Source organism: Mammaliicoccus sp. L-M44 (assembly GCF_022386355.1).
Taxonomy (GTDB): domain Bacteria; phylum Bacillota; class Bacilli; order Staphylococcales; family Staphylococcaceae; genus Mammaliicoccus; species Mammaliicoccus sciuri_A.
On sequence record NZ_JAJNIU010000001.1, the window covers coordinates 147,045 to 161,784 of the forward strand.

The 14,740-nt window shown below is 32.9% G+C and carries 19 protein-coding genes; all 19 read right to left on the reverse strand.

Annotated features, from left to right (window positions below):
• The 19 genes from bshA to LQ611_RS00790 all read right to left on the reverse strand — a co-directional run bounded on the left by bshA (position 1) and on the right by LQ611_RS00790 (position 14,736).
• Entirely contained in the window at positions 1-1,122 is a 1,122-nt protein-coding gene (gene bshA / locus LQ611_RS00705) for an N-acetyl-alpha-D-glucosaminyl L-malate synthase BshA (protein ID WP_239709275.1), read from the reverse strand.
• 19 nt (positions 1,123-1,141) lie between these two features.
• Positions 1,142-1,456, reverse strand: coding sequence for a nucleotide pyrophosphohydrolase (locus LQ611_RS00710; protein WP_025905482.1), 315 nt, complete (start codon positions 1,454-1,456; stop codon positions 1,142-1,144).
• 180 nt (positions 1,457-1,636) lie between these two features.
• Positions 1,637-2,323, reverse strand: coding sequence for a zinc metallopeptidase (locus LQ611_RS00715; RefSeq protein ID WP_037588148.1), 687 nt, complete (start codon positions 2,321-2,323; stop codon positions 1,637-1,639).
• Between the two features lie 53 nt (positions 2,324-2,376).
• The gene (locus LQ611_RS00720; RefSeq protein ID WP_025905480.1) at positions 2,377-2,970 is read right to left on the reverse strand and encodes a DUF1405 domain-containing protein; all 594 of its coding nucleotides are present in this window, start codon (positions 2,968-2,970) and stop codon (positions 2,377-2,379) included.
• A gap of 57 nt (positions 2,971-3,027) precedes the next feature.
• Complete coding sequence (locus tag LQ611_RS00725; protein ID WP_107565215.1) at positions 3,028-3,816, reverse strand: menaquinol-cytochrome c reductase cytochrome b/c subunit; 789 nt, start codon at positions 3,814-3,816, stop codon at positions 3,028-3,030.
• Between the two features lie 37 nt (positions 3,817-3,853).
• On the reverse strand, positions 3,854-4,528 hold the full coding sequence (gene qcrB, locus LQ611_RS00730) for a menaquinol-cytochrome c reductase cytochrome b subunit (protein ID WP_016912349.1): 675 nt from the start codon (positions 4,526-4,528) through the stop codon (positions 3,854-3,856).
• A 13-nt stretch (positions 4,529-4,541) separates the two neighbouring features.
• A complete protein-coding gene (locus tag LQ611_RS00735) occupies positions 4,542-5,045 on the reverse strand; it encodes a Rieske (2Fe-2S) protein (RefSeq protein WP_025905478.1) in 504 nt (167 codons plus the stop codon).
• A 427-nt stretch (positions 5,046-5,472) separates the two neighbouring features.
• Entirely contained in the window at positions 5,473-5,721 is a 249-nt protein-coding gene (locus LQ611_RS14245; RefSeq protein WP_107634189.1) for an IS3 family transposase, read from the reverse strand.
• 59 nt (positions 5,722-5,780) lie between these two features.
• Positions 5,781-6,107 (reverse strand): helix-turn-helix domain-containing protein, encoded by a 327-nt coding sequence (locus LQ611_RS00740; protein WP_107565214.1) that lies wholly within the window; start codon positions 6,105-6,107, stop codon positions 5,781-5,783.
• 263 nt (positions 6,108-6,370) lie between these two features.
• Complete coding sequence (locus LQ611_RS00745; protein WP_025905476.1) at positions 6,371-6,802, reverse strand: DUF2487 family protein; 432 nt, start codon at positions 6,800-6,802, stop codon at positions 6,371-6,373.
• Entirely contained in the window at positions 6,802-7,338 is a 537-nt protein-coding gene (locus tag LQ611_RS00750) for a YpiB family protein (RefSeq protein WP_103361590.1), read from the reverse strand. The genes LQ611_RS00745 and LQ611_RS00750 overlap by 1 nt, the downstream gene beginning before the upstream one ends.
• 12 nt (positions 7,339-7,350) lie before the next feature.
• Positions 7,351-8,589, reverse strand: coding sequence for a tetratricopeptide repeat protein (locus tag LQ611_RS00755; RefSeq protein WP_025905474.1), 1,239 nt, complete (start codon positions 8,587-8,589; stop codon positions 7,351-7,353).
• 15 nt (positions 8,590-8,604) lie between these two features.
• A complete protein-coding gene (gene aroB, locus LQ611_RS00760) occupies positions 8,605-9,678 on the reverse strand; it encodes a 3-dehydroquinate synthase (protein WP_025905473.1) in 1,074 nt (357 codons plus the stop codon).
• 8 nt (positions 9,679-9,686) lie between these two features.
• The gene (gene aroC / locus LQ611_RS00765) at positions 9,687-10,853 is read right to left on the reverse strand and encodes a chorismate synthase (RefSeq protein WP_037588158.1); all 1,167 of its coding nucleotides are present in this window, start codon (positions 10,851-10,853) and stop codon (positions 9,687-9,689) included.
• Between the two features lie 760 nt (positions 10,854-11,613).
• The gene (gene ndk, locus LQ611_RS00770; RefSeq protein ID WP_239709277.1) at positions 11,614-12,066 is read right to left on the reverse strand and encodes a nucleoside-diphosphate kinase; all 453 of its coding nucleotides are present in this window, start codon (positions 12,064-12,066) and stop codon (positions 11,614-11,616) included.
• A gap of 75 nt (positions 12,067-12,141) precedes the next feature.
• Positions 12,142-13,104 (reverse strand): polyprenyl synthetase family protein, encoded by a 963-nt coding sequence (locus tag LQ611_RS00775; RefSeq protein ID WP_025907101.1) that lies wholly within the window; start codon positions 13,102-13,104, stop codon positions 12,142-12,144.
• A 12-nt stretch (positions 13,105-13,116) separates the two neighbouring features.
• On the reverse strand, positions 13,117-13,821 hold the full coding sequence (locus tag LQ611_RS00780; protein WP_025907099.1) for a demethylmenaquinone methyltransferase: 705 nt from the start codon (positions 13,819-13,821) through the stop codon (positions 13,117-13,119).
• A 40-nt stretch (positions 13,822-13,861) separates the two neighbouring features.
• The gene (locus LQ611_RS00785; protein WP_025907097.1) at positions 13,862-14,332 is read right to left on the reverse strand and encodes a hypothetical protein; all 471 of its coding nucleotides are present in this window, start codon (positions 14,330-14,332) and stop codon (positions 13,862-13,864) included.
• A 131-nt stretch (positions 14,333-14,463) separates the two neighbouring features.
• The gene (locus tag LQ611_RS00790) at positions 14,464-14,736 is read right to left on the reverse strand and encodes an HU family DNA-binding protein (protein ID WP_016912122.1); all 273 of its coding nucleotides are present in this window, start codon (positions 14,734-14,736) and stop codon (positions 14,464-14,466) included.
• Between the last annotated feature and the right edge of the window lie 4 nt (positions 14,737-14,740).

A 14,740-nucleotide genomic window follows, 5' to 3' on the forward strand; every position in this document is an offset into this window, starting at 1 on the left:
TTATTCTCCTAACATATCGTTGTAGCAAGATTCGTACTGATCAGCAATCACTTTAGATGAGAATCTTTCACGTACATCTTGAATCATAGCGTTTTGCATTTTGCGATAAAGTTCTGAATCTGTTAATAATTTGACCGCATATTCACTCGCTTTATCTGTATCACCGACATCAACCGTATAACCCGTTTCACCGTTTTTGATGACTTCTTTAATGCCACCTGCATTTGTACCAATCGGCACAACACCTGTAAGCATAGCTTCAAGTAATACAAGTCCAAAGCTTTCTTTTTCACTTAATAACAACGTTAAATCAGACATTTGATAGAAGATATTCACTTCATCTTGTTTACCTAAAAATAGAACTTGGTCTTCTATATTAAGCTGTTTAATTTGTTCTCTGGCCACTTGTAACTCTGGACCATCACCGATCAGTAATAGTTTAGATTTAATTTGTTTGTTAATTTTGTGAAACGTATCTACGACATCAGGCACGCGCTTAACTTTTCTAAAATTTGATACAAACGTGATGACTTTTTCATCTTCTTCTATGCCATAACGGCTTCTTAAATCTGTATTATAAATTTGTGGGAAACTTTCTTCTTGTACAAAATTGTATATAGTTTTGATTTCTTTATCAGGTTCTATAATGTCATATGTTTCTTGTTTTAGACTATCACTGACACTTGTTACAACGTCACTCTTTTCAATTCCGAATCGAATGGCACTTTGTAATGATGTATCATAACCTAATACTGTAATATCTGTTCCATGCAAAGTCGTCATGATTTTGACATCTTTTCCGGATATTTGACGCGCTAAAATACCACAAATTGCATGCGGTACCGCGTAGTGCATATGTAATATATCCAAGTCGTAATCGTTAATGACGTCTGCAATTTTAGCACTTAATGTAATATCATATGGTGGATATTGGAATACAGAATATTGATTTACGTCAACTTGATGAAATGTTACGTTTGGAACAGGCTCTCTCATTCTAAAAGGCATATTAGAAGTTATAAAGTGAATTTCATGCCCTCTTTTCGCCATCTCCAAACCAAGCTCAGTTGCAACGATACCTGAGCCCCCCATTGATGGATAACAAGTTATACCGATTTTCATATTAATCCTCCATTATGACTTATTTACGTTCAAATCTATCTTTATCTCTTACATTGAATTTATTCATTGTATCTTGGAAACTTTTATTTAAATCTATGTCTAAAGAATTTGCTAAACAAATTAAGACGAATAAATTATCGCCTAATTCAGCTTCAATTGTATTGTCTTCTTCTGTTGGTTTCTTTTTCTTTTCACCATGACTATGATTAATTTCTCTAGCTAGTTCTCCAACTTCTTCTGTTAATCTCGCTAAATTTGCTAAGGGCGAAAAATAACCTGCTTTAAACTGAGAAATATATTGATCAACTTCATGTTGCATCTCTTTCATGTCCATAAAATTTCCTCCCTACATATCTTTTATATCTCTATATAAAAGAACTCACATAATAAAATTATATATGATAATCATGCATAATGACAACGTAATAAGCTTATATCTACAAACCTCATAAATATTTAAAAATAAAAAATACCAACAAAGTCAAAAGACTTTATTGGTATTAAAATGATTTCATTAATTATTACGTGCCATTAGAATAAATCTTGCTAATTCAGCTACCGCTACAGCTGTTGCTGCAACGTATGTCATAGCAGCTGCAGATAATACTTTTTTAGCATGTCTATATTCTTGTTGGTTAACGATATTTAATTTTTCAATTTGTCGCATTGCCCGTTTACTTGCATCGAATTCAACTGGTAATGTGATGATTGAGAATAATACAGCGAATGACATAAATACGATACCAACCCATAATAATGTTGTACCGAATGTACTACTCATTGCTGTTAATACGATACCAGCTAAAATGATAATGTATGATAACGAACTTCCTAAATTAGCAAGCGGTAAAAGCGCTGATCTAAATTTAAGGAATCCATATCCTTGAGCATGTTGAATAGCATGTCCTACTTCATGTGCTGCAATTGCTGTACCCGCAACACTTGGTTGTTGATAGTTTGCCGGTGATAATACAACACGTTTCTTAGTTGGATCAAAATGATCTGATAAGAATCCTTCACCTTGTAACACTTCTACATCATGAATTCCATTTGCAGCTAAAATTTCTTCTGCAACTTGTTTACCCGTCTTCCCACTTGTTGAACGTACTCTTGAGTATTTATTGTATGTTGATTTTACTCTAAATTGGAAGTACATAGGGACAATCATAATGATAATAAAATATATGATATATGAAAACAAATAACTTCCTCCTTTTTATCCCTGTTATTTATTATATTACGGAGTGACGGCTCTTACGTCAAATATTTTGAACGTAATTCGATGTTTTTTTGGAAATATAGTAATAACAGAAAAGCGATAACACTTAGCCAAAAAGCAAAGTATCCTATATGTGACTCATACTGACTTAACATACTATAAACAGGATATTGATGATACACATAATCAATAACATCATTGTGAAATACCCAAATCATAGTTACGACAATGTGCCACTTTTTAATATTGAATAAAGGATAAAACATCAATGCTTGAATAGCCATAATGCCGTGTGAAGTCATCAGCATAATTGCCATTGGAACAAGTTGATCATAATGAATCATTACAAATATATTCATAACAACCGCCCATACACCATATTTAATTAATGTAATAAATGCTAAACATTCAAACAAACCTAAATGCTTATTGAAAATGATTGCAGCTATCGCAATCACTAAGAATAATGTTGCTGTTGGACTGTCGGGTATAAATGGCCAAAAGTACCATTTGCTATCAAGTAATTGACTACCATACCATATGTATCCATAAATGGTGCCGAGAAGATTTGCAATAAATAGCGTAATGAGAATAGATTTCTGCCCCATTACATATCTCCAAAATTCCATTTTATTACTCCTTTGAAAAGAGCCCAGGGCACGCATATGCCCCAGGCTCAAATTTAATTATTTTTTCAATTCTTTACCGTTTGCATCTGTTTCATGTAAATCTGCAACGTATTTAGCAACTTTGTCAATTTCATCTTTAGAAAGTGTGTCTTTGAAGCTAGGCATTTTACCTGCACCATTTTCTACGAATCCTTTAACGCCATCTTTAGGTAGTTTCGATTCAACTAAGTTTGGACCTTGTCCACCTGTTAACTCACCACCGTGACAACTTGTACAGTTTGACTTGATGATGTCAGTATAAACTGGGTCTGACTTGTCTAAGTTAGAGAAGACGATTTCACCTTGTTTAGCTTGTTGCTTCCAATCATGGTAATAACTTGATTCCCATGTTGTATAGAATAAGATTGCAATTGCGATTAACATAAATCCAGAAGCAAATGGTCTCTTTGTCCATTTACGTTCAGGGCCTCTATCTAACCAAGGTGCTAATAATAAAGCACCGAATGCGATACCTGGTAAGATAATTGCTCCGAATGTGTTATAAGGACCAGATGCGAATGAATATTTAAGTATTTGATATAAGAATAAGAAATACCAGTCTGGTAATGGTGTATAACCAGTATCAGATGGATCTGCCACACGTTCAAGTGGCGATGGATGAGCGACTGTTAAACATAAGTACGCGATTAAGAATACCGCACCAGTCATCCATTCTTTTAGTAGAAAGTCAGGCCAGAAACTTTCTGTACGACCTGGAAATTCTGAATAATCTCGATTTAATTTCGGTTTGTCGTATGACTTTATTCTTGAATCACCAACAAACTTCATCCCTTTACCGCGATGCATGTCGCATGACCTCCTTTTTCATTTATTCACGTTAATTTTATAGTGGACCTGAAATACCTTGTTTTCTGATCATTATAAAGTGTGCTGCTAATAACGCGAATAGTGCAGCTGGTAGGAAGAATACATGTATCGCAAAGAAACGAGTTAGAGTTTGTGCACCAACTATCTCTGCATCCCCTGCTAGTAATGTCTTAACCCACGGCCCAATGATAGGAACAGATTCTGCAATTTGTAAACCTACTTTTGTTGCGAATAGTGCTTTCATATCCCATGGTAATAAATAACCAGTAAAACTTAATCCAAGCATTACGAAGAATATTAATACACCGACAACCCAGTTTAATTCTCTAGGTTGTTTATAAGATCCTGTAAAGAATACACGAAGTGTATGTAAAAACATCATTACTACTACTAAACTTGCTCCCCAATGGTGCATACCACGTACGATAACACCAGCAGCTACATCGTGTTGTAGATAGTAAACTGATTTCCATGCATTAACGATATCTGGAACATAGTACATCGTTAAAAACATACCTGATAAAACTTGTATTACTGTAATGAAAAACGTTAGACCACCAAAACAATAAACGAAAGCTGAAAAGTGATAAGCAGGGTTAACATGCTCTGGCACCTCATGATCAGCAATATCTCGCCAAATTGGTGTAATATCAAGTCTGTCATCGACCCAATCATAGATTTTATCTATCATTGTTAATCCCTCCTTATTTAGCTAATTCGTTCTCGTGCTTTTTACCGATTTGAATAATGCCACCTTTAACTTTTACTTCGTATTGATCAAGTGGTGCTAATGGCGGCGTACCTGGAATATTCTTACCGTTCTTTTCATAACGACCGTTATGACATGGACAAAAGAATTGATTTGGATTTGATTTATCGCCATTCCACTGTACTGTACATCCTAAATGTTTACAGACCGGTGATAATGCTACGATTTCATTTCCATCTTTGTACACCCAAGCAAATTCTGTAACTTCACTTGTGTACCAAGCATCTTCTTGCTCGAATTTAAAGTCCACTTTAATAGGCTCTTTACCAAGTTCTGACTCCTTTACGCCTGTAGCAATCATATCGCCTTGTGCATCAGCTTTGAATACAGGATCAAGCGCAAATCTACCCATAGGTAAAATCATACCAGCAGCCATAAATGACCCAACACCCATCAATGAATAGTTTAAAAATTGGCGTCGTGTGACACGTTGGCTCATTTAGATTCCCCCCTCTATTAATCGTTCTTTTATAACTAGGACAACTTAATTTTAGCCTATTATTTCAAGACGGTCAACGCTTTGTCACAATTTAAATGTTTATTTATTAACCTTTTATCTAGGAATTTTTAAAAAAATGAAAAGGCTTTATTATAAAGGCGAAAATATTGATGAAAAACTGTGAAAATAAGCCTATTTTCCACATAGAAAGGACAATTGTATTTTGGAAATAAAAAAAACGCAGCAAATCTTATTTAGTTAAGATTTGTTACGGATATTATGATGTGAAGTTATCTAGAAGTTGGTTATTATCGCACGAAGACTCTGAGATATTGTGCGCAAGGGTACTAAAACTGGCCATTTCGCACGAAGACTCAAAGATATCGTGCATCTACCAACTATTTATTCCATGTTCTAATGATAAACTTCATAAATTGTTTGAGGCAATTAATCCATATTTTTTCATGATTCTATAGACACGCTTATGATTAACCTGGAAATTAGTATGTGCCCTCAAATACTTATGTATTCTTCTAGATCCATATTTGCCATCATGTTCATGGTAAATTCTGAATATCTCATCTTTTAATTCATTATTGAATCTCTCGGATTGTGATTCTTCTCTGTTTTTCCATTTATAATAACTTGCCCTTGATATTCCAAGAATGGTACACATTTGATTCGTTGAATATTTATCTTTTAATGATTCAATTGTCTGATATTCTACTATTTGTCTTACTTTCGATTCATCAACTGCCTCTCTATTTCTTCCTGCTTTTTTAATACCTCATTCTCCATTTGGAGAAATTTATTTCTTTGTTCAAGTGCTTTTATTTTTAATTCAAGTTCTTCTTCTCTAGTTAAAGCTTCAACTGGTTTTCCTTTACCTCTACCATCTACTAAACCAATATCACCATGTTTTTCATATTTTTTTATCCAATTATAGACTTGTGAATAGTTAACTTGGTACTTTTCAGCTGTCTTATTAAAGTCTCTATTATTTTCAATACAATATTTAGCTATTTCAATTCTCTCTTCAAATGTTGTTTTTCTAGTATTCATAGTGTCTACCTCTAGATATGGAAAATAAGATTTATTTTACTTTCCTTCAGTATACTTTACCACCCAATTTTTTAAAGTAGCATGATGTAAAATAATATATTAAGACACTATATCTGAATAAGTTTTTTAAAGTTATTGAATTTGCCTTGTTTAAGTTCGACAGGTAGTCTAGCTTTATGTATAAAAATATCCCTATAGAGTTTTAGTTTTTAAATACTTACTCTATAGGGATAATACACTATAATCTATCGTGCATCTACCTACTATTTATTCCATGTTCTTATGATAAACTTCATAAATTGTTTGACTTCGTCTTCGATGAGTGTGCGTTTCATATCATCGTCTAAGTCACCCATTGGAATCGTGTTTACTTTATACAATTCGTGATCAACGTTCAGTTCTACTTGATCACTGCTTAAAATAATTATATTGTTCAAGCCATACTCTTTTAAACTTTGTATAAAAGATACGACGTGATCGTATTGATTACCACTTGTGAAAAATGTTGGTGTAAGTAGTAATCTACCTTTAAATTGTTTTTCTGCTAACATGCCAACAAGTTGAACTGTTTCATTTTGATCGCATGATGTTAATAATTGATGATTCATATCAATATTAGATACAGGTATGATGGCTGTATCGATATATTCTAAGTTGTTTTTTAATTCTTTTAAGTCAACATGATTAAATAACATTATCGATGTTCCTCCAACTCATTAATGAATTGTAATATTTTAGACATTTCTATAAACATGTCTTGATCGTTATTATCTAAAGATTTATCTATTTCATTACTGATGAGTTTACGCCAATGTCCTAGTCCATGTGTATTGTTATTATTTAAAGCACGAATATCTTTATCATCTCCATAATAATCAACAAGCATTTGCAACAACAGTAACTTATTTAGTCGATCATCATTTTTGTTCAAATATAAAAGTACATTTAAATGTGTATTATCTAGTCGAATATCGTGGAAGATTTGTCGACCATCTTCTATACAGAAGCGATCTTTACAATAAAGTAAAGGCAGTTGTTTAGATTGCTCGGTACTTATGGACAATATGCGTTCATCTGAAAATTCATTGACGAATGAAATGTTAGATAAATATTTAGGGCTGCTTTTTAATAAATTTAATATCCATACACTTTCAGCAATTTTAAAATCGTATTGATATAGAATATATTCAATAAATCGCTGTTTTTCATAGTTTAACCATGTATGATTCATAATTAACCCTACTTATAATAATCTTTCGTATTCTTGGTCCCAATATGGATTTTCAGGATCAAGTTTGCGAACAGATTCTAATATATTTTTAGCATTATCGACATGACCGATTTCAATTAAGTAATGGTAATAGTCGTTTAAGAAATCAATATTTTGTGTTAAATCTGGATATGCTAATTCATAGAAGTGTTGAGCTTCTTTATCTCTTTCTTCTTCACCGAATGCATATGCAACGTGCCAAGCTACTACTGGGTCTATATCTTCATGATCAACATACGTTAATAAATTAATAAGACCTGTTATGTTATCTTTTTCTCGATAATAATCAGCAAGTATAATGGCAGCTTCAGTATAAGAAGGATCAACTGTTAATGCATCTTGTAACAGAATTGCACCATGCTCATCGTTAGTTGTTAACATTAGTCTAGCAGTATCTGTCATAAGTTCTTTATAATATGCGTTTAAGCGTAGCCCTTCTTTACCGATTTCTATTGCTTTTTCATAATCTTTTTCTGATTCATAAATTTGCAATAAGTAATGGTAAGCTTGCATAAAGTCTGGGTCTTTTTGTAATAACTTTTCAAGTTGCTTAATTGCTTCTCTTGTTAAGTCATTTTTTTGGTAACTAATTGCTTGTTTGAAATAATCTTCAGCTGTCATATCCATTTCTGATACATTTTCATAATATTTGATTGCTTCTTCGTATGCACCACTTTGTAAACTTGCGTCTGCCATTCGTGCATAAATCGAAATACCATTAATAATATCTTCACCAGTTTGCGTGATTGTTTCATAGTTAGAAATCGCTTTTAAATATTGACCATCGTAATAGTACATTTCAGCTAAAGCGAATGTAATCACAATATCATCTGGTTCCATTTCTTTTGCTTCAATTAATTTCTCTATTCCAACTTCGAATAAGCCTTGTTGTTGGTATAAATCAGCCTCAAGCATTAATTTCTCTGTAGAATGTGGGCTGTTATACAATACTTCATGCGCTTTATCTAAGTCGTTTTGGTCAATTAGCCCTTCTATATAATAAACAAGCAATTCATTTTCATCAGGATAAAGTAAATAAAGTTCTTCGAATATTTTAACGCCTTGATCGACAATACCGTATTTATATAATGTTTCGCCTAACATAAATAAAGCGTCGTGATCGTCAGATTGTAGAACTCTGTTTACTTTCTCATCTAAATGTTCGATATTCTTCATGTGAATATCGTCAATTACTTTATATACATCTTCCATGTTAAAGGACTCCTTCTATTCATTTATTAGAGATTTAAGTTCTTTAAATGCATCTAATACTTCTTCTTTAGAAACGGATTCAATTGTAAATGAAGCTTCACCATTTTGTAAAACCATTTGAATCGTTTGTCCAATATTCTTTTTGTCTTTTTTCATATATTCAAAAATTTGTTCAATATCAGCATGATTTAAGACATTTAAAGGGTAACCTAATTCTTTTAAATAATTAATGAACAGATGCACACTTGAAGTGCTATCGTACATATTTCTATTTTTATTTATCACTTTCTGGAAAAGAATACCGATCATCACAGCTTCACCGTGAGCAATTTTTGTTAAGTATTCAAGTCCGTGTCCAAAAGTGTGTCCTAAATTTAAATGTTTACGTACGCCACCTTCAAATTCATCTTCAATCACAATTTTCAATTTAGTTTCAATGCCCATTTTTAAATAATCTTCTATATTTTTCAATTGCGCTAATTCTTTAATTGAAGGATAAACATCCATTAAATGAAGTGTGTCGGCTTCACTATTTAAAATGGCATGTTTAAATATTTCACCATAACCACTACGTATTTCAATATGTGGCAATGTTTCTAGGAAATTTATATCATATATAACAGCGCGTGGTCTATGAAATGCACCGATTAAATTTTTACCGACCGATGCATTAATGCCCACTTTTCCACCGATTGCTGAATCGTGTGCCAAAAGTGTTGTAGGAACTTGTATAAAATCAATGCCACGTAACAAAGTTGCAGCTAGAAAACCAACAAAGTCTCCAGTTGCGCCACCACCGATAGCGATGAGTTGAGATTGTCTTGTGATATTCATTGATAAGAGCTTTTCGCTGAGTGATTCAAAATATGACATTTGCTTACAAGCTTCACCACTCATAACCGTTAAAAATTTAATATCTTGGTCTTGAAGATGTGACTTAATATAGTCTTTATGAAATCTATAAACATCTTGGTCAATTAACACAATATTTTGTTCATCTGCTTTAAGATATTGATTAAGTTCAGCTAGTGCGTTCTGCTTTAATATTATCGGATAGTTGTTGTTAGTATATGCTGTTTCAAAAATCATTTCATCACCTAGAAGTTTAAGTTCCAATTACGATGATTCTTAATAGCTTCTTGTAATTGGTCAATGTGATTAGATTGGTATTCTTCAGTTAAAGCTTTTGCAACTTCAAATGCGATAACATTTTCACAAACAACACTTGCAGCAGGAACAGCACAACTATCTGATCTTTCAATTGTCGCTTTAAAGCTATCTTTAGAATCGATATCTACAGAGTTTAATGGTTTATATAATGTTGGTATTGGTTTCATAACACCATTGATGACGATTGGCATTCCATTTGACATACCGCCTTCAAGACCACCTAAGTGATTTGATAAACGATGGTAGCCGATTTCGCTATCGTAAGCAATCTCGTCTTGTATTTCACTACCTGGTTTTTCAGCAGCTTTAAAGCCTTCACCGAAACTAACACCTTTAAATGCGTTAATACTTACGACTGCTTGTGCTAAACGACCATCAAGTTTACGGTCATAATGAACATAACTTCCAATTCCAGCAGGCATATTTTCAACGACTACTTCAACGATACCACCGATTGAATCACCATCTTTTTTAGCTTCATCAATACGATTTCTCATTTTTTCAGCAACGTCATCATTTATACAACGTACGTCATTATGGTCAATATTTTGTTTGACTTCTTCAAGCGTGTATTCATAATCGTCTTTAACGCCACCGATTTCAATAACTCTTGAATAAATTTCAATGTCTAAAGCTTTTAATAAAATTTTAGAAACTGCACCAACAGCAACTCTTGCAGCTGTTTCACGAGCAGACGAACGTTCAAGTACATTTCTTAAATCTCTATGATTATATTTCATACCACCAACAAGATCGGCATGGCCAGGTCTAGGTTTAGTGATAACTCGTTTCATATTTTCTAATTCTTCTTCAGTTAATGGGTCTGCACCCATAATTTTTCTCCAATGTTTAAAATCATCATTCTTAACGATGAGTGTAATAGGGCTACCTAATGTATAACCATGTCTCACACCTGAAACGATTTCTACAGAATCTTTTTCAATTTGCATACGACGACCGCGTCCATATCCACCTTGACGTTTAAACATTTCTTCATTAATCTCGTTTACGTCAATTTTCAAGTTTGCTGGTACACCTTCTATAATGACAGTTAGTTGTGGTCCATGTGATTCACCAGATGTTAAGTAACGCATATTATCTCTCCCTACTGTTAATTAAATATAAAATTAATCATATCATATTTAGCGCGTTAAATTAACAAAAACAGACGAATAGTTTAACAAAGTTTTAGATTTTTTTGATTTTAAATAAGTGTGAATTATATGTTGTTATTAGCCGTGTTGGTTGTGAAGAGGAAATAAGGGTGTTTTTATTAGCGTGTTGGTTGTTCGGTGGAAATATTGGGTTCCGTTATTAGCAAGTTTGGCAAGAAGTGCAAATACTGGGGTTGTTATTAGCAGTTTTGGTGAGAAGTGCAAATACTGAGGTCGTTATTTGCAAGTTTGGCAAGAAGTGCAAATACTGGGGTCGTTATTAGCAAGTTTGGCAAGAAGTGCAAATAAGGAGACCAGTAATTACAATTCTCGGTAGTATTGTAACTAAAGCTATCCATAGTAACAATTTCGCTGACTTTTGTAATTAAGGCAGTCCATAGTAACACTTCGGCCGAGTTTTGTAACTAAGGCGGTCCATAGTAACACTTCAGCCGAGTTTTGTAATTAACGCCCTCATTACGAACAAGTTTGGCCAGAAGTGTTTACAAGCCCCCCGTTATGAACAAGTTTGACCAGAAGTGTTCACAAGACCCTCGTTACGAACAAGTTTGGGCGAAAGTGTTCGTAACGACCTGAGAATACCCCCGAATACTCGTGTAACCCCCCGAAAATACCCACTTCCGCCTCTTAACAAAAAAGTAGTTCAACAAATTATCGTTGAACTACTTCTCTATTGTATTTATTTTTCGTAAACCCAATTTTCATTGTTTAATTTATAATCATTTAGTTCTGATTGATCAAACCAGAGACCAATTTCACGTTCTGCTGATTCGTTTGAATCTGATCCATGAATAATGTTTCTGCCTAAATCGATACCATAATCCCCTCTTATCGTACCTGGCGCTGCTTTAGTAGGGTTTGTTTCACCAACAAGTGTTCTTGTTACTTCTACTACATTCTTACCTTCTACTACCATTGCAAATACTGGTTCTGATGTAATAAAGCTTACTAAATCGTTGAAGAAAGGTTTCTCAACATGTTCAGCATAATGTTCTTTAGCTAATTCTTCATTAGCTTGGAATAATTTAGCTGCAACTAATTTTAAGCCTTTTCTTTCTAATCGTGAAACAACTTCACCGATTAAGTTTCTTTGTACTGCATCAGGTTTAATCATTAAAAAAGTTCTTTCCATTGCGTAATCCCTACCTTTGTTTTATGTAAATCCAAGATAAGTTTATCATTGACTACGCATACTTGCAAGCGCTTTCTAGTGGTTTCTATCCCTTATTTTCACAATTATTTCCAAGAGCATTTTTTTACCTGATTCATTATTTAATGTATCAATTAAATTTTCTGCTTTTTGTAAATAATGATTGCTTACTTCTTTAGATTTTTGTAATTCTGGTGATGTAATAATTTCTTGAACTAATCCGTCAAATACTTCTGAAGGACTATCTGGTTGTAGTTCATTGATGCTTGCTTTAAAATCTTTAGAATTTTTCATTCTTAATAAGACTGGTAAAGTTAAATGTCCGTTTCTTAAATCAGATCCAACTGGTTTACCGAGTTTCTTTTCAGTACTTGTGAAATCTAAAATGTCATCTACTATTTGATAACTCATACCAATGTAATATCCAATTTTAGTTAACTTCTTCACAGTTTCATCATCTGCACGTGCCGCGTACGCACCTAATTCTGTAGATAGTGAAATAAGCAATGCGGTCTTACGTTTAATTCTACGTAGATAATTTGTTATCGATTGATTTGATACGAATTGATCTTCGAATTGGAATAGTTCTCCACGACATACTTCGATAATACCATTTGCTAATTGTTCATGAAGCTTTGGATGTTCTATTTGGCTAACTGCATTTAAAGATTGAGATAATAAATAGTTACCCGTAATAACTGCAGTTTGCACATCCCACTTCTTTGCTATAGTTGGTTTACCTCTTCTTTTGTCACTTTTATCAATGACATCATCATGAACTAAACTGGCCATATGTATAAGTTCTAATGTAGTTGCTACAGTGATTACATCTCTTGAATAATGCTCGCCAAATTGACTTGCAATTAAAGTGAATAATGGTCGTATACGTTTACCACCAGAAGTTAATAAATATTGGCAAGCTTCGTTTATAGTGTTTTGGTCACTATTTATATAACTATTCAATTGTTTTTCTATTTCTTTTACTTCTTTATTTATATGAATTTTAGTTTTGTCATACATGTAATCACCTTGTTATTTAGGTTTGTAAGCTAAATGCATTGCTGAAACGCCGCCAGTGAAGCTTTTCACTTTAATTCTTTCGTATCCTACATCAGCAAACATTTCTGCTAATTCTTTTTTGCCAGGGAAGTTTCCAGCAGATTCTTGTAACCAGTTGTATTCTTTTAAAGATTTCGCAAAAATTTTACCGAATAGTGGCATGATATTTTTGAAATAAAATCTATATAATTGTTTGAATACTGGCATTGTTGGCTGACTTGTTTCTAGACATACAACCATGCCGCCTGGTTTAACGACTCTTTTAAGTTCGCTTAAGACATGTTTATAATCGGGTACGTTTCGTAAGCCGAATCCGATTGTTACATAATCAAATTCATTATCTTCGAATGGTAAGTTCATAGCATCACCATGAATTAAATGTATATTTGCCATGTTATCTGTTTTTTTCTTACCGACTTCTAACATATTCTCACTAAAGTCGATACCAACTACTTCACCATATGGTCCCACAGCGTGACTTAATTGAATTGTCCAATCTGCAGTTCCGCAGCAAACATCTAAAGCTTTTGAACCTGGTTTAACATCCATTTGTTTCATTGTATATTTACGCCATCTTTTATGTTGCTCGAAGCTGATGATATTATTTAATGTATCATATTTACCTGATATATTTTGGAAAACTTCATGTACGTGTTCTGATTTCGATTTATTATCCACTAGTTATTCATTCCTTTAAGTTTAAAAATGTAGTTATTCATTAATAATAATATGCATAAATTTGATCTTTCAAAGTTTCTTTATCCATATTAATTTTGTAGTAATCAATCACTGTTGTAATAAAGATTGATTCTATTTCTTTTATAATAGCTGTATCTTGATTTATTTTATCATGAGCCAACGTTTGTTTTAATTCATTTTGTTTACTAATTGCTTGAGTCATAATATCTAAAAATACGAGGTCTTTATTTAATGTAGCACATTTATAAAAATATGCACTAACAAGATCACCTATTAAGATATCTTGATTAGAAACATTTGGCTCGCCTATTCTATTTAAAAAGCGCATTGAGGCATCAATAGATAATGTAGCTAACTTAGCATTAGTATCGATGTTCATTTCATCTAGTACGTCAGCTATGATTGGATTAACTACAGGTACATTACTATTCTCTACACCTTTTAACAAATTAGAAATATCTTTTTTATAAATTTTTTCAATTTTATCCATCTTATCACCTCAACAATATCACCTATATATCTTAACACTAAGTTAAATGAATTGAAAATGCATATATTCATTTCATATAAAGAAATAAGACAAATAAAAAAAGCCCTTAAAAAGGGCTTTGATACAATCAATTATTTAACTGCATCTTTTAATGCTTTACCTGCTTTAAAAGCTGGAACTTTGCTTGCAGGGATATCAATTTCTTTACCAGTTTGTGGGTTACGTCCTTTACGAGCAGCTCTTTCGCGTACTTCAAAGTTACCGAAACCAATTAATTGTACTTTTTCACCGTCAGATAAAGATTTTTGAATTGATTCGAACACTGCATCTACAGCAAGACCAGCTTCTTTTTTAGTTAAATTAGCTTTTTCACTTACTGAGTTGATTAATTCTGTTTTGTTCATTTCA